14 protein-coding genes and 1 pseudogene are annotated in these 19,892 nt (G+C 36.9%); 5 read left to right on the top strand and 10 right to left on the bottom strand.

All coding sequences use genetic code 11. The features are described from left to right. The first annotated feature begins 911 nt into the window (after window positions 1-911). The 5 genes from CXF89_RS14330 (at window position 912) to CXF89_RS14310 (ending at window position 8,777) form a co-directional block, all read left to right on the top strand. Window positions 912-1,391 carry a hypothetical protein gene (locus CXF89_RS14330; protein WP_121954981.1) on the top strand — a complete coding sequence of 160 codons (480 nt, stop codon included), beginning with the start codon at window positions 912-914 and terminating at the stop codon, window positions 1,389-1,391. A 258-nt stretch (window positions 1,392-1,649) separates the two neighbouring features. Next, complete coding sequence (locus CXF89_RS14325) at window positions 1,650-3,146, top strand: site-specific integrase (RefSeq protein WP_219621670.1); 1,497 nt, start codon at window positions 1,650-1,652, stop codon at window positions 3,144-3,146. Then, window positions 3,139-6,024 (top strand): site-specific integrase, encoded by a 2,886-nt coding sequence (locus CXF89_RS14320; protein WP_121954979.1) that lies wholly within the window; start codon window positions 3,139-3,141, stop codon window positions 6,022-6,024. Before CXF89_RS14325 ends, CXF89_RS14320 begins: the two co-directional genes overlap by 8 nt. A gap of 12 nt (window positions 6,025-6,036) precedes the next feature. Further along, window positions 6,037-7,275 (top strand): hypothetical protein, encoded by a 1,239-nt coding sequence (locus CXF89_RS14315; protein ID WP_121954978.1) that lies wholly within the window; start codon window positions 6,037-6,039, stop codon window positions 7,273-7,275. A 347-nt stretch (window positions 7,276-7,622) separates the two neighbouring features. After that, window positions 7,623-8,777 carry an Arm DNA-binding domain-containing protein gene (locus CXF89_RS14310; RefSeq protein WP_121954977.1) on the top strand — a complete coding sequence of 385 codons (1,155 nt, stop codon included), beginning with the start codon at window positions 7,623-7,625 and terminating at the stop codon, window positions 8,775-8,777. 165 nt (window positions 8,778-8,942) lie between these two features. Here CXF89_RS14310 and glmM read toward each other — a convergent pair whose 3' ends face one another. The 10 genes and pseudogenes from glmM to CXF89_RS21210 form a co-directional block, all read right to left on the bottom strand. Beyond that, window positions 8,943-10,298: a phosphoglucosamine mutase gene (gene glmM, locus CXF89_RS14305; RefSeq protein WP_121954976.1), complete on the bottom strand. Its 1,356-nt coding sequence runs from the start codon at window positions 10,296-10,298 to the stop codon at window positions 8,943-8,945. Between the two features lie 186 nt (window positions 10,299-10,484). Beyond that, on the bottom strand, window positions 10,485-12,431 hold the full coding sequence (locus tag CXF89_RS14300) for a nucleoside-diphosphate sugar epimerase/dehydratase (protein WP_121954975.1): 1,947 nt from the start codon (window positions 12,429-12,431) through the stop codon (window positions 10,485-10,487). A gap of 488 nt (window positions 12,432-12,919) precedes the next feature. After that, entirely contained in the window at window positions 12,920-14,104 is a 1,185-nt protein-coding gene (locus tag CXF89_RS14295; RefSeq protein ID WP_121954974.1) for a DegT/DnrJ/EryC1/StrS family aminotransferase, read from the bottom strand. 3 nt (window positions 14,105-14,107) lie between these two features. Then, window positions 14,108-14,953, bottom strand: a complete 846-nt coding sequence (locus CXF89_RS14290; protein ID WP_121954973.1) for a 3-hydroxyacyl-CoA dehydrogenase family protein — start codon at window positions 14,951-14,953, stop codon at window positions 14,108-14,110. Next, window positions 14,953-15,585, bottom strand: a complete 633-nt coding sequence (locus CXF89_RS14285; protein WP_121954972.1) for an acetyltransferase — start codon at window positions 15,583-15,585, stop codon at window positions 14,953-14,955. Before CXF89_RS14285 ends, CXF89_RS14290 begins: the two co-directional genes overlap by 1 nt. Continuing rightward, window positions 15,582-16,178: a sugar transferase gene (locus CXF89_RS14280; protein ID WP_121954971.1), complete on the bottom strand. Its 597-nt coding sequence runs from the start codon at window positions 16,176-16,178 to the stop codon at window positions 15,582-15,584. Before CXF89_RS14280 ends, CXF89_RS14285 begins: the two co-directional genes overlap by 4 nt. Beyond that, window positions 16,175-17,287, bottom strand: a complete 1,113-nt coding sequence (locus tag CXF89_RS14275; RefSeq protein WP_121954970.1) for a glycosyltransferase family 4 protein — start codon at window positions 17,285-17,287, stop codon at window positions 16,175-16,177. The genes CXF89_RS14280 and CXF89_RS14275 overlap by 4 nt, the downstream gene beginning before the upstream one ends. Window positions 17,288-17,397: 110 nt before the next feature. After that, entirely contained in the window at window positions 17,398-18,516 is a 1,119-nt protein-coding gene (locus tag CXF89_RS14270; protein WP_121954969.1) for a glycosyltransferase, read from the bottom strand. A 337-nt stretch (window positions 18,517-18,853) separates the two neighbouring features. After that, window positions 18,854-18,991 (bottom strand): annotated as a pseudogene (locus CXF89_RS14265) (transposase); the annotation flags it as partial. Window positions 18,992-19,550: 559 nt separating this feature from the next. Next, window positions 19,551-19,892, bottom strand: a 342-nt coding sequence (locus CXF89_RS21210; protein ID WP_219621669.1) for a hypothetical protein, incomplete at its 5' end; no start/stop codon positions are given.

The raw sequence follows: 19,892 nt of genomic DNA, 5'->3' as shown, positions 1-19,892 counted from the left end.
GAAAAACCTATAATTTGAATTCGTTTAGATGGGGAGATATTCATTTTTGAGATTATCTTAAATTTATGAATAAAACTCAGAACTTAAAGTCGCGGAAATAGCGGAAAATTGAAAGTTTATTAGCTGAACAGGCGTTCATTCTCTGCTTCATATTTTTTCGTTAAGCAAGTATTTTAAAAATCAGAATATCAATACTAACGTTCATCGTTATATGCTTTAGTTATACGAACTACGTCTTCCTTAAATAAATACTTGTTCAGTCACTCTCCCTTCCAACGTCCACATTAAAACGCACAAATAGCCTTACTTATCACCTGGAAATCCACTTAAAACATAAAATCAATAAAAAAAACTTTTTTTTTGAAAAAAAACAAAACTTCAACCCATTGAAATTAATAAATATTTAAAAAGGAGGAATTACAGCATGCTTTTTGGGGTTCTCTAATTTTTTTATATATCAAAAATAATGTTTACGATTCGACTTGTACCTATGGAGCTATTTATTCCCTTGCTTGATCCTAACGAAGTAACTTTTGTTACTTCGACTTCGATTATGTAGGCCTTATTAGCATGACTAAATGACCACTGCAGTGAAACAAAATCTTTACGCTGCTTTGGTGATTAAAATATATGGAGAAGCTAATTATGAAATATAGACAGAAATCGATTCCACTTTTAAAGATAAAGCTAATAACTCATCCGCTACTGAGTAAATTTGCAAAAAGTGATGCTGTGCAATTGAAAGCAAATCGGAGCTTCAAAGAATTACCAATTGAGGTAATACAAACGTTAATCGATTTAAATCCTTTGAAGTGCACTTTTCTATTTTAGTGAAGCCAGAGCAATATTAATAAATAACAAAATGAACATATCGCTAATCGTAAAATTGAATTATATAGGAAGCTCTTGTTGTGCCAAAGATTAAAAAACTACCTTTAAACGTACTTGAATTGCAACAACACCCAACGCTGACTGCTTTGCTATCAGACGATAGGATTACGCAGAAAAAACTACTCGACATTCAGTATCTTTCAATTAAAGAACTTCAGTGTGTGCTTGATTCCTGTCCTATACCAGTGCTGAAGACTGAAAATGAAGGACAGTTCGTTGTATTAGCCATTATACCTCTAATTAAAGTAATTCTCAGTCATGATGCAGCATATAAGTTAATAGCATCACTCATTATTTATGATGAAGCTGAGCCAATAATTTCTACCCTTGCGCTAATAAAGCCGGCACTACTTGCACCTGAATTCAGATCTTTACCGCAGCAATTACACAGCCGACATAACAACGCTAAATCACTTAATTTAGCGGTACCCAGTAAAAAACAGCTTAGTCATTTAGCTCAAGTATCTCCGTCAAGTATTAGAGGTGATAAATGTATCTGATAAAAACTGAATTCATTAACAGAATTTTTTGAATAAATACCATGGGATTTATTCATGTTTTTAAGCGCCACTAGTGTGCTGAGGTAGCCCTACTATTTAGCTTAAAGTTAACCGATTTCAATAACGAACAACTAAACGAGAAATGTATAAACGATGAGTAATGAAGCCATAAAATCAAAAGAAAGATTTAAAAATAGTGGAGCCCCATTCCCCAATGCTAGGCATTGTGCTCTTAAGTTAATTACAGCTGTAATAAGATTGAAAAAACTATATAAGCCATCATCAAGTACGAAGGTAACAGCATATGATCGCGCACTTTTTAACTTCTTATACCTATGGCTGTCTGATGCTCTCACGTCATGTAGATCAATCAAAGATATTCCAGATATCACCATTGTTAGCGGTAATAGCCCTTGTCAACAACACAGTTTAAGGAGTGTCCGCAGAAACAATCCGTCGTGGGTCGAATATGCTATTGCTTATCCAACTAAAGACGGTATTAGCTTGCAATGGCAACCTATCCCAAACGGTTTAAATCACTGGTTCTCTGATGCAATAACTAAAACGCTTCAAGCTAATAATTGTTGGGTGATGAGCCAGGAAGAGAAAGAAATATTCTTACGTTTTATTAATGATAAATGGCGCACTCCTCCTGTATTAAAAGGAAAGTATCTTGTTCGTAAGGATGTTTTGTTTAATTACTTCAAAAAAATGGTTCAATGCGATCCTAGCCTAACAACACCAGCAAAAGCAGTTTTACTTGGAGTTGATAACTTACATCATTCTAGTGCTTTTCATTATCAAAGACGCGACAGTGATCAAATAAGATCTGATATTTTTGTTGCCCAAACATACTACTTAAAACGACTATCTAAAGCTATCTATGAGCCTGAGCTATTAGAGCTGTTTAGCGCTCCAAAACCTATTATGCATAACGACTCTCAAATCATTCGCTATACGAGCAAACAACAAGACTACCTCTGTACACCAGGGAAAATACCTTCATTACACCATGATATATCGACAGCAAAACGAAGCTATATAAACACCCCGCCTATTTTTATAGGTTCAATACGATATGTAAATGTTGATTCAGTACGTCGCTTTTTTCACGAACTTCACTTGCAATGCCAAAAGCTTGAGCAAAGTAAACATACGCTAGAAAGTTTACTGGAACTGTATAACTTTAGAGTATATGAACTTGCACTATTATATATTGCATTAACAAGTGCACGTCCAACACACGAAATTACATTTAAAAAAGAATATTGCTTCGATAAACACTCTGCCATCATTTTTGATAAAGGTCGTTATCGTACTATTTGGTTATGTGACTATTTTCGTCTCGCATTATTACGCTACGAATTTTTACTACAAAACTTACAACGTCATTCATCTACTACTTTTGATTCTCCATTAATGTGGTTCTTGATTGATGAAAATTTATCGGTAAAACCATTATCAGCGAAGATTTTACGATCGTTCATGGCTAAGTGGTGGTCTAAAGCTAATCCTGGGGAAGTAAAAGTAGTACCTTATCATTTACGACACTTTTTTGCCCAGCATGCATTAGCATCATTATCTCCTACGCTCACGTCGCAAGATATAAGTCGACTTATTGGGCATGCAAATTATGGAGAGCAACTAGGAAGCGATGAGCTATTTCCTATCGCACTAAATAAGTTTTGCTCTTTTTTAAATAAAATCCCTGAGTTTTTAAATTTAGCTGAGATAAAAGGAGTAAATCATGGCTAAAAAAGCACTAACGGCTCAGACTATTATTACCTACCGTGTAGAGCTAGGTATGGATTGCGAGGAAACTAGCAACCTTCAGTGGGTATGTGATCTAATTAACTCTTTGAGTATTAATGAACGAGCATTATCAAAAGAGCAGCTCAACGACATTAATAAACGAATTAAAAGTATACCCACAGGTAAACAATGGGTGCTTTTAAACGCACTTGATCACGTTTTATTTTATTTGAAAGAAATATGTAATTGGCAGTTACCTGAAGTAAAAGAGCAAGCTTTTACGGATGAGTCAACCATGTGGCTACTTAATATTCATAAAAAGAATCTACGAGCAAGTCAATGTTTTTCCCGATATGAGTCACAGCGTGAGTCTTTTATAGTTAAGCGATGGCATGATTTAGGTTGGGTATTACTTGTGTTGAACTTTGAAGTGGCACCGCTGCATTTATCGTACTGGCAAAGGATATTATCAACACCTACTTGTATTGAGTTTTTCGAAGGGCAATTTACACTCAAAGTGTCACACCCTAAACCTATTGCTTCATATGCAGATGAAAGCAACACGAGTTTCACACGTTACCCACTGCCAGCTTTCCCTTTAAGGGTTTTGCAAAACTTTTATAACTATCCCCCTGAAAAGGCGTTAACAACAAAATCATTATTGGATGCTATTAATCGATGGGTAGATACTGAACCATATTATTTCGCTGCAATGAGCCCAGCAGAATGGTTGCGTACTTTTCAATCATTTTGGCATCACCACTATGCAGTGCCACCAAAATTATTACGTGACTTAAGTGATCCTATGCGTCATGTATCGCCACTTGAATCCACAAAACCTCATACTATTGATACGGCAAAAGAAAAATTATTATTCATTCCCCCGATGAATAAAGCGGTTGCAGGGACAGTAAAAAAAGCACTCGTCGATGCATGGCCTCATACAAAACTTATTAAATACTATAAATTATCATCCCAAAAAAATGTTATGAGGCCTACTGCGCCAACTTGGGATCACGACAATGTGATACCTAAACTGTTTTTTCACTTTACTGATGAACTATTTAATGAAGGTGGGGTTCACAAAAAGATGCTCCCTCCTCAAAGTATCGACCGCTATACAAACTTTTATAAAAACTTAAACCCATTAAGCTTTGACGATGCCTCCAACCCGGAAACATTGCATCGTTGGGCACATAAAGAGTTCGAACGTTTAGATGAAAAAACAACACCGTGGCATTTATATAATTTCCTTCGCAGTGCAGCGCATCAAGAGCTCACTGATGAGTTAGATCTAGAACAGTTCGAGCGCCCTGAACTGCCTTCCCTTGTTGATCCACTTTGCTTAAATGTGTCTCAGATAAACAGCACCGTAGAGCTATTACTTTCTTCAAAAAATGGGCATGCCATGCAGCGACTATTTTCCAGTATAGCAGTCATCTTAGGGTATTACGGAGCTATGCGAAGAGGCGAAGTTTTAAGGTTATGCCTAGGTGACATTACGAACATAAACTCACAAAAAAATCAGCTTTTTAGTATCGTTATAAGAAATACGCCAGAGGGGACGACTAAAAATAAAAAGACGAGAATAATTACTGTATTTATGCCAGAGCCAGCAGCCAAACTTATACGAATATTATTAAAAATCAAAACAGGCTGTGATGAAACGAAACCTTTACTTGGTTTTGAACACGAATCTATAGGCTTGCGCTCAAGCTATTATATCTACCCTGCAACTCAAGCATTAAAAGCACTATTCGGCCCTAAAGTACGCTTCCATCATTTGCGTCATGGTGGTGCGGAATTACTTTATTTACAGGGATTACATCTCGCTTATCAGCGTCAAGGATGTCACTTATCAAGTATCCTTCAAGATGAAGCTACAGAGGCAATGCTATCTAAGGAAAGCTGTTTAGCGCGTTTTGATTTTTGGTTAGAAGGCCGACCATTTAACGAAATGAATACCGGGTTATTATTAGACACTATAGCAAAGGAGCTGGGACACTCTAGCTACGCAACGACTCGTCGTCATTACCTTCATGGTATGGAAAAAACAATTGCATTACTCAAACCTGCATGTCGCCAATACTCACGAGCAGAGCTTCGCTATATCTTTGATATCCCTGTAGGTTCAAATGATATTTCGCGTATTTTAAACTCACTTAGCCAAGAGTACTCATTACTGAGCAATAAGGATAAAAAGCAGTTCCAGCCTGAGTTAGCAGAGAGCCAAATTATAAATAAACTGAAATTAAATACCCTCATGGGAGGTAAGAGCAGCACGATCAATAAACAGCCTTCTACATTTAATAAATGTGATTTTACACCTCTCTGGATTAGCTCCTTACCTGAAGAATTTATCGATAAAAATACAAATACGTTTTATTACTTTTGTAAAAAGCTATTTACTGCGCTTAATAATGAAATATTAGACTTTAAAACAGCCAATATTCAATGGCGTCAATTAGCAAAAGGACAATATTTAAACTTTACCTCTAAAGAGCTAACAGCGCTAAAAACATTGGGTAAACCCAAAGTAATTCTTCACACACCAGAGGGTAAATCAAATATCGAAACCCTTGATATTCAATTTACTTGTAAATGCAACCAAAAAACATTGCAAGCTTTTAAAACTCTTTGCCACAGAGGGTCATTAAAGCATTACACGGCTACTTTTTTACTAATCCAAAATAGAAAAAGCCTTAACAGCAACAAATTAAATATGGTTAAGCACCAATTTTTACGTAAAGCCGATAATTTTAACTGGCGTAAAACGCCTTATGGAAATACTCAATTAATTATCACGCTGAGAACTCTCATTCCCTCAACATTGCTAGCGCAAACGTTGGAACAATACTTTTTAAACATAACCTTAAAATAAGGATAACTAATAATGGCAAAAATAGTTGTTAAACCAAAAGAGCAAACTTCGATAAATGATTTTCTAAAGAGCGTAATAAAATTGGATGCTGAAGCTCGGATTTCATTTATTATCGATGATAAAATATGCAAACTAATCATGGGAGCAGGTGATAACATGCGAATAATCGGTCTAAATATTGAAAAAGATTGGTTATTAAAAAATGGACAGTGGAGTCTATGCGCAAGCAGCTTCAATCAGTGTTTGAGTGTCCATTCACAACAGGCCAATATTGAGGTCGATATCGAGTATACCTCCAAAAGCTCCTACCCGCATGTTGACACCCTAACAGAAGCCGAGTCACGTATATATATTCTGGCTAAAGAGATAGTAGCCGAGCACCTTGATTTTTTAATGTTTGTAGAACAAGCAAAGCAGCTCACAATACCAACAGCCTCAGCAATAGAAATGGCCAATATCGCAAATTCACATACGCCTTACGATTCATTTGAAATCAATAAAGAAAAATTGAAAGTTCGTATCGAGCGTGACAACAGACTTATCCCATTTGATGCTCCTAAAGGGTTTGTACCAAAATTTGACTTATTATTGAATAAGGATGGCGTTGACAATTTAAAAAATCTCTGTGAATCAACTAAATCTAAAACAGTGACTATATATACTGATGATGAACGGGCGATATTTAGTGATGGTTATAACGTAATATCCAACTCGTTACTTTCTTTGCGAGATTATGCTAATAAAAAAGAAATAAACTACATCGTTGAGCAAAGGCTTGTTATCAGTATCTATTCCTTAAAAGATGAAATTAAAATCTATCGTAGTATGAACATAGTAAAAAAAGCAAACGAAGCACTATTGTACATTGAAAGTAATTGCGTGATGCTCGCTGGATTAACGGAAGAAACTGGGGGTAATTGTTTTTTATCTACACAGGAAATCAATGAAACACCGCCTACGATTTACCGTATTAACTTAAGTGCACTTTCAAAAGTGAAAATTAGTGATATCACATCAGCTAAGCAAATCAAGTTGCAAATGTTACTAGATGAAAATGGAAAACGTAGTCTCGGTTTTTATAGCGACACAGACTCAGTCAATCCATATCAATGTATTGATGATATTGAACTTGCACCTGAAAAAATGGACAAGGTAATAGAAGCTAAAAAAGCATTGGAGAAAAAACTTGGGAAACGTGGGGAAGATTTTAGTGACCCACAAGGTGATGCTCTAGGGTTTGATGATATTTAAATTATCTGCTGAGGCTAATGTGTTTATGTTAAGCCCAGTGTCATCACTTACTCACATTGTTTGCAAAGATTTCAAAATCGACAAACTTACAACGGGGTACTGGATAAATAAACAGTACCTGCTATATTAATTACTGAAATTCTAGTTAGTAGCGCGATTTTGTACCTAGTGTATGGTATTCGTATAACTGACAATAAAATAAGCAGTTGAGGTAGAGAGACTGGAACCTCTCTACCCCGTATCGGCTGCGCGACGTTTAACCCTACCCAGCCGATGGCTTAATTCTAACGAATTCCATTGGTGAGGGATAGATCTATTTATAGATCCATTAACTAATGGAGACCATTATGGCTCACATTCGTATTCGTCCTAATGGACGCATTCAATTTGATTTACACCTTTATGGGCAACGCTTTCGTGAAGGCACTAAGCTCATGGCTACACCGGCTAATTTAAAAAAAGCCAATGCCACTCTCAAAAAAATGAACGCGGAAATTGACTTAGAAACGTTTCAATACCGTGATTATTTTCCTGATAGCAAAAAAGTCGCGAAATTTGAAACACTGCAACGCACTAAAGACCCCGATCGCCTCTACCCGTTTTTTAATGATTACGCCAATGAATGGTTTGATCGTCAAAAAGCAAAATGGAAGAAGAGCTATCAAAGCGTAATGCGCAATACGCTCGATAAATATTTAATTCCTGAGTTTGGGAATATCCTCGTGAGTGAAATTACACTCGCCAATGTGGATTATTTTCGTGAAAGTCTAACGATGATAAAAAAGAATGGCCGACGAAAGCTCACCAACAAACGCATTAATGGCATCTTGTGGCCACTTATTGCGATTTTAAGCTTAGCGGCTGAAGAGCATGACTTTGCTTACCCTATGCGTCGATACAAAACACTTAAAGAAGAGCGAGCTGATTCTAACCCGCTAACGGCTGATGAAGTGCAATGCTTTTTAGAGGTGGCACCTATTGAGTGGAAAGATTACTTTAAAGTACGTTTTTGGACAGGGATGCGTAGCTGTGAGGTTCATGGTTTGCGTTGGGGAGATATAGATTTCAATCATCGTCTTATTCGTATTCGCCATAACTGGGTCAATGGTGAGCTGTGTGATGTAAAAACACCTAAGTCACGCCGTGAATTAAAAATGTGCGATACACTCTATGCATTGTTCAACCGCTTAAAAAACCAAGCTAGTAATGAATTTGTATTTACTCATAAGGCCAATCCACTTGATAATCACTTTGTGAGTAAGCAGCTTTGGTTTCCCACTCTAAAAAAAGCGGGTCTGGCACGCAGACGCCCTTACGAAACACGCCACACTGCGGCTGTGCTGCATATTGCTGCACACGAAAACCCGTTATATATTTCACATATGTTAGGGCATAGCGATACACGTTTACTGTTTGAAGTATATGCGCCTTATGTTGCTAATGCGTCAAGGCAGGATGGGTTTGCGTTTAATGAAATGATGGTTGAACGTGGGATTGCATGAAGCGTTTGATTAAAATGCTAAATAAAATTAGCTACGTTTTAGCTTGCAAACTCGGGAATTAATAGTGCCATATAGCCAGTAATTTAAACCCCAATTATATACGTAGCCCATAGATATATTTGAAGGTGAGATAGAAAGCTCACCTTCTATAACCTATATATATTTCTACAATAACGCTTTTATTGCCGTAGCAATATGCTCAGCTTGCGCTTGAGATGCGACAGAATCAGTTGACTCGACCATAACACGGATCAATGGTTCAGTGCCTGATTTTCGTAGTAAAACACGGCCTGTATCTGCCAATAGTGTTTCAGCTTCTACTACTGCTTGCTTAACTGAATAAGTATTTAAAATCTCATTCGCATTATTTTGTGATAAACGCACATTGAGAAGTACCTGAGGTAATTTTTGCATACCAGCCACATAGTCTTTTAATGATTGCTTTTGCTTAATTAGCGCAGTTAATACCAGTAAAGAAGCAACAATACCATCACCGGTAGTTGCATAATCTAAGTGTAGAATATGGCCTGAGCCTTCACCACCAAGTTTCCAACCCGTATTTTTAAGCTGCTCTACAACATAGCGATCGCCTACTTTTGCGCGCTTGAACGGTATATCCATTTCCTTGAGCGCTAGCTCTAATCCCAGGTTAGACATCAGTGTGCCAACGACACCACCTTGCATTTTGCCTTGCAGCTTTGCGGCCTTAGCTAAAATATAAAGGATTTGGTCACCGTCAATCACGGCGCCACTGGCATCAACAAGCATTAATCTGTCAGCATCACCATCAAGCGCAATACCTAAGTCTGCTTTATGTTCAAGTACAGCTGCTTGAAGGCTATCTAGATGTGTAGCACCACATTGCTCATTTATGTTTAAACCGTTTGGTTTATCGTTAATGCTAATAACATCAGCACCCAGCTCTGCATAAACATTTGGTGCTATATGATACGCAGCCCCATTTGCACTATCGACAACAATTTTTAAACCCTCAAGTGTTAAATCTTTAGCAAATATGCCTTTGCAAAATTCAATGTATCGTCCTGCAGCATCGTTAATGCGTCTTGCTTTACCTAAACGTTCTGAGCTAACACACTGCATAGCGTTATTATTTAATGCTTGCTCAAGTAAAGCTTCAATTTCTAGCTCTTGCTCATCGTTTAACTTCGTACCAGAGTTATTAAAAAACTTAATACCATTATCATAATATGGATTATGCGATGCACTAATAACAACACCTGCATCGGCTCTAAACGTTGATGCTAAATAAGCAACAGCAGGCGTTGGCATTGGGCCAACAAATGCTACATTAACACCCGCAGCAGAAAGACCTGCTTCAATAGCTGACTCAAACATATAACCGCTATTACGTGTATCTTTACCTATTAATATCTCTTTTGTACCACTAGAGGCTAAGACTGTACCCGCGGCCCAGCCTAACTTCATTGCAAAATCAGGCGTAATAGGAAAAGTCCCTACTTTACCTCTTACTCCATCGGTACCAAAATACTTACGTGGCATAATTATTCCTTTATGAATGTTACAAACGCGCTATACGCGTTATTAATCTTAGTTAACTCTATTATTCTAAAAATAAAGCTTTACTACAAAACACAAAAAGCGCGAGTTAAACTCACGCTTTAAATTTTATTTATTGTACAAGGCTAGATACTTACCTTTACATCAACAAAGTGCAAAATAAATTTCTTAATTAATATTCACAACTTTTTGCTTACCTGCGCTTGGCTGCCCTATTTTAGCATTCCATACCAAATCGCATATGCCATCGGTTGGATTAAAGCCTGTTGGTGCGTCTAAGAGCAGTTGACGTATTGTTTCGTGATCAAAATTATGACACGCAATATCTAGCGCTTCTATAAACACATTAAGCTCGGCCAAAGGCAACATTACCTCATTGGCAGTCATGATTCGTTCATGAGAGGTCTCGCCAACATTATCGCCGATCAGCAGTTCTTCATATAGCTTTTCACCTGGGCGTAAGCCCGTACACTTAATTTCAATATCGCCATGTGGATTAGTATCGCTTTTAACTTCAAAACCAGAAAGACGAACCATTTTAGTCGCAAGATCTTTAATTTTAACTGGATCGCCCATATCAAGTACAAATACGTCGCCACCCTTGCCCATCGCGCCTGCTTGTATAACTAATTGCGCCGCTTCAGGGATCGTCATAAAAAAGCGTGTTATATCAGGATGTGTGAGCGTTATCGGGCCGCCTTCTTTTATTTGCCTGCGAAATAGTGGCACTACAGAGCCACTCGACCCTAATACATTACCAAAGCGCACCATACAAAAACGTGTTTTATGTTTAACACCTTGCTCTTGTGCTAAACCTTGCAGCGATAGCTCAGCCATACGCTTAGTAGCACCCATAACATTAGTCGGGCGTACCGCTTTATCTGTTGAGATAAGCACAAAGGTCTCTACCTTTGCGTTGACTGCTGCTTTTGCTGCGTAATAAGTACCGAACACATTATTACGCACACCTTCTACTACGTTATGCTCAACCAACGGCACATGCTTATAAGCTGCGGCATGATAAACAGTTTGCACACCAAATGCTGTCATTACAGTTTCGATTCGATTAATTCGCTGCACCGAGCCCATTATAGGCACAAGTTCTATATCTAGACTGTTATTAGTAATGAATTCACAAAGCTCTTTTTCTATTGAATATAGAGCAAATTCGCTTTGTTCAAATAAAACGAGTTTTGTTGGTTTTTGTTTAACTATTTGTCTACACAGTTCTGAGCCGATAGAACCACCGGCTCCGGTGACCATAACCACTTTATTCTCAATGTTAGCAGTCATTAAATCTGTATTAGGTTCAACTGGGTCACGCCCTAGTAAATCTTCAACGCCCACTTCGGCTATTTCAGCAAGCTTTGCTTTCCCCTCTACTACATCAGCCATACCGGGCATTGAAAGCACATTAATAGCTAAAGGTTCTAATTGGGCGAGTATTTCTTTGCGGCGGGCACGGGTTTCGCTTGGAAGTGCTAATAATACTTTGCTAGCTCTACGCTTATTAATTAACTCGTAGATATCTTTAAAACATACGACAGGTATACCCTGAATAATTGAACCCTGCTTTGTCACATCATCGTCAACGAACGCTCTAACAAAATACTCTGGCCCAGCACCTAATGCAGTCGCTAATTGTCGACCAGCAGAGCCTGCACCATAGATAATCACAGACTCTTTTTTACTTGTCGTCATTCTGCCAATCATTGCGCGAACCAATACGCGAGAACCACCGACAGTTAATAAACACAACCACGCAAATATAAATGGCATCGTGCGCGGTATGTCTATGTTAATAAAAAAAGCGATTAGAACCAAGGCAATCGTTGTTATAACAGTACCGAGTACAATTGCCCAAATAGCTTGCGAATTCATATACCTAAGTACAGCGCGATACAAGCCTAAACTGATAAATGTATATAGACTTATAGGTACTAACACGGCTAATAAAAGCCAATGATCTAATTGCGTTAGGGGCGCTAAACTGTCAAGCCTGACAATAAGTGCTAACCAAAAAGCCAACATAATGAATAGCGAATCAATACACAATGTGATGATCCGCTTTTTAGTACGCGATGCATTTAAAATAGATCGAATGAAACTATCCATGGCACGTTCCTTTGCGGTTTAGGTACAGGGTCAACCCGGTATCGTATTTGAAATAAACAAGGTGGTAACTATAACAAAAAAGAGGCTACTGTAATTAGCTTTTCATGAAGTTTATTCTCTGAGTATATAGTAAGAAATTACAGTATTAGGGCTATATGGGGGCGGTTAATAATTTAAGATATGTCACTATTGGTGTAATAAATAGTGGTAAAATGTGTCTCAGAAATGTCTCAGCCTGAGACACATTTTAAAATAAATACTTTTGAATTAGCTAGTTAAAAAAATCAAAAAACTACTCCCGATATAATATACGATTGGGTGATGAGCTTACGTTCTAGAAAATTCATTACTAAGTAATGAATTCTGCCCCCACTTTGTCTCAACCCGCACTGCATAAACAAGTATTCATGCATAACCCCTAAACAGTGAGTGCAGCTTATAACTATGATTCTTAACTTACAATTATAAGCTGAGAGTTCATCGCTTCTTTAAGATTTAGATGCCAATGAAAAAACCTCTTTCATCACTTGAGTAGTTTTAGCTATTTCAACTTCAGTAAGCGTTGGATGTACCAAAAACATCAATGACGTTTCGCCTAACTCTACGGCATTAGGTAAACGTTTTTCTGGGCGCCATGGGGTATTATCAAATGCTTTCTCTAGGTACACCTCAGAGCAACTTCCCTGAAAGCATGGTACACCGCGCTTTACAATTTCATTCACTATACGGTCACGATCCCAGCCTTCAGCTAGTTGCTCCGGCTTAACAAACATATAGTGTTTATATTCTGCGTGTTCAATGTAGCTTGGCATTGTTACTAAACGAATACAGTCAAATTCACTGGCAGCTTTATCTAGCTCAGCACCATATGCTTGACGCTTAGCGGTCCAGTCACTCATACGCGTTAGTTGAATACGGCCTAATACTGCTTGCATTTCAGTCATACGCCAGTTGGTACCAAAGCTTTCGTGTAACCATCTAAACCCAGGTGGGTGATCACGGTTATAAATAGCATCAAAGCTTTTACCGTGGTCTTTATAGCTCCACATAGTGGACCATAACTCTTTTGAGTTAGTGGTTACCATGCCGCCTTCGCCGCCAGTGGTCATTATTTTATCTTGGCAAAAACTCCAAGCGCCAACATGGCCAATACTACCTACTGAACGGCCTTTATATTTAGCGCCATGTGCTTGGGCACAATCCTCAATTACATAAAAGCCATGCTCTTTACTGAGCGCCATAATGTCGTCCATTTCGGCAGGCATACCCGCTAAATGCACAACAATAACCGCTTTTGTTTTCGGTGTAAGTACTGCTTTAATACTAGCGGCTGTAATTGCTTGGCTATTTAAATCAACATCAGCAAATACAGGTGCTGCGCCCGCAGTAACAATACTTGACGCAGATGCTAAAAACGTACGAGGCGTAGTTATTACTTCATCTTCATCTTCAGCGCCTACATCTAAGGCTTTAAGTGCTAAATCAAGTGCTAAAGTGCCATTACCAAGCGCTATGGCATATTCACTATCAGCCCAAGTAGCAAACTCTTTTTCAAATTCACGGCCTTCAGTGCCAGTCCAATAATTAACTTTATTTGAAAGCACAACGCGACTTACGGCATTGGCTTCGTCTTGAGTAAAGTTAGGCCAAGGAGAGAAAGGGGTATTTAACATATATTAATACTCAAAAAAGCCTTTTTTTGTTTTACGACCTAAGTGGTTAGCTCTAACCATTTTTCTTAGAAGTGGATGCGCTCTGTATTTAGGATCCCCAGTTTCACTGTAGAGAGTTTCCATTATAGATAAATTAACATCATTACCAATTAAATCAGCTAACGCTAAAGGGCCCATAGGATGGTGAGCACCAAACTTCATTGCCTTATCAATATCGTCAGCAGTAGCAACACCTTCAGCTAAAATACTAACAGCTTCATTTATCATTGGTATAAGCATTCGATTCACAACAAAACCAGGAGCCTCTTGAACAACTACAGGCACTTTCCCAAGGTTTTTTGTTAAAGCTTGGAGTTGTTCAATTATTGTAGGTTCAGTTTCATGACCTACAATAATTTCAACTAATTCCATTACCGGAGCAGGGTTAAAAAAATGTAATCCAACTACGTTTTTAGGATTTGGTAATACACTAGCAAATGCAGTAATGGATAGAGATGATGTATTAGAAGCAACAATTACAGATTGATTTATAAACTGAGCAAGTTTAGAAAAAAGTACCATTTTAGCTGTAAAATCTTCAACTATTGCTTCTATAATTAAACCAGAATTAACTACAGTAGCTAATTCAGCATTACAATAGAGCTTTCCTAGGGCTAAAGTCGCTTCCTCATCTGAAATTTTACCTTTACGAGCAAGACGAGATATATTTTTTATACAAACACTTTTTGAAGCTAAAGCTTTTTCTTCAGTTCTTGCTATTAAATTAACTTTTGAAATTTCATTACTTATGCATAACACTTGAGTTATGCCTGTGGCCATAGTTCCAGAACCGATTATTGATACTTCCATTACTCAACAATTTCCTTCAATTTTTTTGCTGGATTACCGGCAAAGATCATTCGTTCAGGAATGTTCTTAGTAAGAATACCACCCATGCCCAACATCGAGCCTTCAGCAAGCTCAAGACCTTGGCGAATAACAGCCCCGGTACCAACCTCAACTAGATGGTGTAATATCACATTACCAGACACTGCTACCATAGGTGCAACAGTAACGTAATCAGCAAATTCACATTCATGACCTACTGTTACATTCAAATTTAAGATGTTATGTTTGCCTAGCTTAATATCTGCTGTGAGTATTGAGCCTGCACAAATTATAGAGCCTTCTTCTACATTTACTGTATTAGAAAGTCTTACACTTGGGTGTATTAAGGTGGCAAAATCAGGCTCACCTAAAGTCAGCATCTTATTTAATACATTTCGTCTCGTTCTTGGGGAGCCAATTGCAACAATAAACTCACAATCTTTATAATGTACCCACTCTTCAACACTCCCTAGAACTGTAGCACCTTGTACTTGTGTATTATGCGTTTGAACAGAATCATCTAAAACACCTCTAACCTTTCGGCTACAATCATCGGCGAGCCAAATAACTTCCTTAGCAAAACCTCCACCACCAACTATTATTATATCTTTCATTTTTTATCACTTCCTTCAAAAAGAGACATAGTAGCCTCCCCATCAGCACTTATCCCTTCACGAACAAATACTTTTTTTACTGTTAAAAATAATATTTTCATATCGAGTAAAAAGCTTTGGTTGTTAACATACCAAACGTCTAGTTTAAATTTTTCCTCCCAACTAATAGCGTTGCGCCCATTTACTTGAGCCCAACCAGTTATACCTGGGCGCACATTATGTCGGCGTGCTTGCTCAGTACTATAAAGAGGTAAATACTGCACTAATAAAGGTCTAGGACCTACTAAACTCATATCGCCCTTTAATACATTAAATAAACCTGGTAGTTCATCTAAACTAGTAGAGCGCAAAAATGAGCCAAATGATGTCATACGCTCACTATCTGGCAGCATATTACCAAGCTTATCTTTTCCATCAAGCATGCTTCTAAACTTCATCATTTTAAATATTTTACCATTCAGACCAGGGCGATCTTGAGTAAATAAAATAGGCGAACCCAATTTAAAACGAATGAGTACAGCAACCACAATTATTACAGGTAATAAAATAAGTAATGTAAAAAGAGCAACTAAAAAATCAAAGAGTCGTTTCATTTACTCAGCCCCATAATATCCATTAATTCGGCATTTACTTTATGAACATCAAACTTATTTTCAACCATAGTTCTGCTAGCCTCAGCCATTCGCTGCCACTCTAAAGGGTTTTCGATAAACCATGTCATTCTGTTAACCAGTTGCTCTACATTTGCTTTTTCGACTAACCAACCATTTTCGCCATTAATAACGGTTTCGCGGCAACCTGGAACATCTGTTGTTAAAATAGGTCTCCCTGTTGCCATTGCCTCTAAAACTGTACGAGGCAGTCCTTCATGATACGAGGGCAACACAAAAATACTACAGTCATCAATAAAAGGACGAACATCATTTGTACTGCCCAAATAATCAACTGAATTATTTTGATTTAACTTTGTTAGTTCTTCTAGTGAAATACCATCTGGTGAGGGATCTTCAGGGCCAACTAGCTGAAATACTGCTTGTGGGTAATGTTGTTTAATAATATTCGCAGCTTTAACATATTCACGTATCCCTTTATCACCCAATAACCGAGCAATAAGTAAAAATTTAGGTGTTAAAGGCAGGGGGTTTACCTCAAAGTACTTAACATCAACGCCAGAGCCATTTACAACAGCCGTTTTATGTTCAGGCACTATGCCTAAATCAATAAAAATCTGTTTGTTGTCGGGGTTTTGAAAAATGACTTTATCCGCATTCTTTAGAGCTGCTTTATATAAAATAACAACTAACTTCATCAAAAGGTTCTTTTTCCAATTGCCTCTTTGAAAAGCAAACCCTAAACCAGTTACTAGAGCATAAAAACGACAACTAGGGACTATACGAGCAGCTATCCCACCCCAAATTATGGGTTTAATTGTGTAAGCTAATATTACATCTGGTTTTTGCTGCTTAAAGAAACTACGAAGCATTACAAAGGTTTTAATATCCTGAGCTGGTCGTAAGCTATTACGACTTACTGGGTAGTCATGATATCCCACACCTAAAACTTCAATATTTTTAACTTCTTTATCAGATGCACCACTAGCCATAGCAGTAACCCTATGCTGGTTATTAACCAGTGCTTTTACTAATTGCCCTCTAAAATTAATAATAGAACTAGGCAATGCACCTACAATAAATACTATCACTTAATAAAAATCCTAACTAAAAAACAATATAAATCGCTCATGTTTCATTCGGCACGCCAAAACAATGAGTAATTATATTATTGAAAAATATAAATTAAAAAATACAAAAATTAGTCAGTTACTTTGTTCTTAATCTTAGTTTCCAAGGTTTTCCAGAACATTTCAACCGTTCTATGAGTTTCAATATACTTTCTGTATATTTCCCCATGATCATTACTTTTCCGTAATACTGATTTAACCGCTAAATACAAAGCTTCTTCTGAATGATCTTCTGAAATTATAACTTCCGGCAATGTATCAAGATCTCCAGTACAAGGTGTCGTTACAATATTTTTTGTACCTGAAGCCATCATTTCTAAAATAACGTTGGGAAAACCTTCTTTTATGGAAGATATGACACCCACATCGGCTATTTTATACCATTGAGCAGTATTTTCTTGGTGCCCAACAAATGTAATATAATTATCAAGTTTCAACGAAGTACTTAAATCGCATAGTAATTTTCTATCGACACCATCACCAACAATATATAAGTGAGTTAAATAACCCTCTAAAATTAACCTGGATAAGACATTGATCAACAGCGAAAAGTTTTTTACTGGTACTAGTCTGCCACAAGCAACTATATTTTTAACTGTTAGATCTCTTAGTTTTACAACACTCTCCTTTAGCCCTGAATCAATTCTATCAATACTTAAAGGATTTGGGATGACCTGAATGTTTTTTGCTGGCAATTTTTCCAAGGAGCATATGAGTGACTTTTTCATCAATTCTGTTTGGCAAATAAGGAGATCATGTGAACCATAAAAATAGTTATATAGTATTTTAAAAATTCTACGTTTAGCACCATAAAATCTTTCAAAGACAATTGTAGATTCCCGGCCTACTAACTTAGCGTCAGGTAAGATATCAATTTTTTTAAGAAAAGAAAGTGCAGCATTGGTATGTGAATGTGATGAAAAAATATAATGGAATTTGCTCTTTCTATTTAGAGAAATAATATTATACAAAAAAGATAATAAGGAGGTTTTTTCAGATTTATACTCTTTAACTATAAAATTGAAGTTATCAAATTTTTGAAGCTCTTCCCAACCACTTTGACTACCTCTCGACATGATATAAAAAGTGACTTCCCAGCCTTGCTGCAACAAATAATGGGCTATAGTTTGCATAACTCTTTCAGCACCACCTAATTTAGCTGTTGGCGAAACAAATAATATCTTACGCATTCACTTGTAATTCCTCATAATATTAAAACTAACATGGCCATAACACCAAAAAAACTATCTATTAAACTTTATCCTAGCTATATTGCTTAGCATACAAGAGGCTATACTTCCAAGGTATGGACTTCCTAGCTTTGACTAGACAGTTTTTAACGCTTCTTCAAACTTAACAGGTGAAACACCGCCTGTATGTGAATGGCGCTTTTTTGGATTGTAAAACATTTATATAAAATTAAATATCTCAGCTTTCGCACCTTCTCGTGTCGAGTATACCTTACGCTTAATTATTCGTTTTTTAATCGAATGATTGAACGGATTTAAGTTTATCTGATAACTAACTCCGCCAGTGATATAACGTTTTGGTAGAAATATCTAATCGTTCTGCGACGTCTGAGACTGAATATCCGCGCTCAGTGATTTGTTTAACAGCCGCTTCTTTAAACTCTTGGGTATAACGTTTGCCTTTTTCATAAAACACCTTTTATTGGAATTTACAATGTAACTCATAGGTGTCTAGCAAACTATGGGAAGTCCAGTATCTTGATTATTTTTGGAAAAAAATTATGACTTAGCAACCGACCCCATATTCTTTAAAAAAGCCTAGCGCTCCAACATTTTAATAACAAAATATACTCTAAGCTACCAAATCGTTACGGAAAGGTAAGATAAGGTAAGATAAAAATATTCATATAGTTTAAATGCTATTAGCTCTACGAGCATTTAAAGGGATTAGTCAATACTAAGATGAAGAATTTCATCTTTATTAAAGATTGATAGCTTTTGATTAAGTACTATACCGACTTAATTTATACAAATATATGATAACAGAAAGTATATCGACCTTTACTGCCTTAAGGATACTAAAACTATGACATAATCTTTTTCAATATGCTCTGGTAAAACATATTCAAACTCAGTTCAGTCTAAGGTTAATATAACTAGTTTACGATTACTCATAGCCGCTTAAGTTTTTTGAGATGTATCATAACACCTTTAATTAGGTGTCAAAATTAACTACACCACTACAAATATATTTATCACTCTCTTTTTTTCATTTTTGAAGGTACTGCTATAAAAGCTAAAAATAACCATATAAACTTGATTTCAAACCCACCACCGGACTTTAGTAATATAAATAAAATAGACATAAAAATTGCAAGCTCAAAGTTACTTTTATAGCAGAAAGCTGATGTTAAGCTTCGCCTTAAAATAGATAGAGTAAAGAATAAATAAACAAGTAAACCAAGTAAACCAGACCAAACAAAAACATCAAGAAAGACATTGTGAGATGATCTTAATTCTGATGTTGAGCCAAGTCCCAATAGAGGCGACTCTGATGCTAAATTAAAATTGAATGCCCAAATTTCAAATCTACCACT

Source organism: Pseudoalteromonas sp. MelDa3, from assembly GCF_002863625.1.
Taxonomy (GTDB): domain Bacteria; phylum Pseudomonadota; class Gammaproteobacteria; order Enterobacterales; family Alteromonadaceae; genus Pseudoalteromonas; species Pseudoalteromonas arctica.
The sequence above is the reverse complement of the archived record's forward strand: the minus strand, read 5'-3'. Positions and strand labels throughout refer to the sequence as shown.

Excerpts from the sequence above, each read along its gene's own strand:
- CXF89_RS14300 (WP_121954975.1), bottom strand. The coding sequence starts at position 12,431 with ATGGATAGTTTCATTCGATCTATTTTAAATGCATCGCGTACTAAAAAG.
- CXF89_RS14295 (WP_121954974.1), bottom strand. The coding sequence starts at position 14,104 with ATGTTAAATACCCCTTTCTCTCCTTGGCCTAACTTTACTCAAGACGAA.
- glmM (WP_121954976.1), bottom strand. The coding sequence starts at position 10,298 with ATGCCACGTAAGTATTTTGGTACCGATGGAGTAAGAGGTAAAGTAGGG.
- CXF89_RS14285 (WP_121954972.1), bottom strand. The coding sequence starts at position 15,585 with ATGAAAGATATAATAATAGTTGGTGGTGGAGGTTTTGCTAAGGAAGTT.
- CXF89_RS14280 (WP_121954971.1), bottom strand. The coding sequence starts at position 16,178 with ATGAAACGACTCTTTGATTTTTTAGTTGCTCTTTTTACATTACTTATT.
- CXF89_RS14315 (WP_121954978.1), top strand. The coding sequence starts at position 6,037 with ATGGCAAAAATAGTTGTTAAACCAAAAGAGCAAACTTCGATAAATGAT.
- CXF89_RS14310 (WP_121954977.1), top strand. The coding sequence starts at position 7,623 with ATGGCTCACATTCGTATTCGTCCTAATGGACGCATTCAATTTGATTTA.
- CXF89_RS14290 (WP_121954973.1), bottom strand. The coding sequence starts at position 14,953 with ATGGAAGTATCAATAATCGGTTCTGGAACTATGGCCACAGGCATAACT.
- CXF89_RS14320 (WP_121954979.1), top strand. The coding sequence starts at position 3,139 with ATGGCTAAAAAAGCACTAACGGCTCAGACTATTATTACCTACCGTGTA.
- CXF89_RS14270 (WP_121954969.1), bottom strand. The coding sequence starts at position 18,516 with ATGCGTAAGATATTATTTGTTTCGCCAACAGCTAAATTAGGTGGTGCT.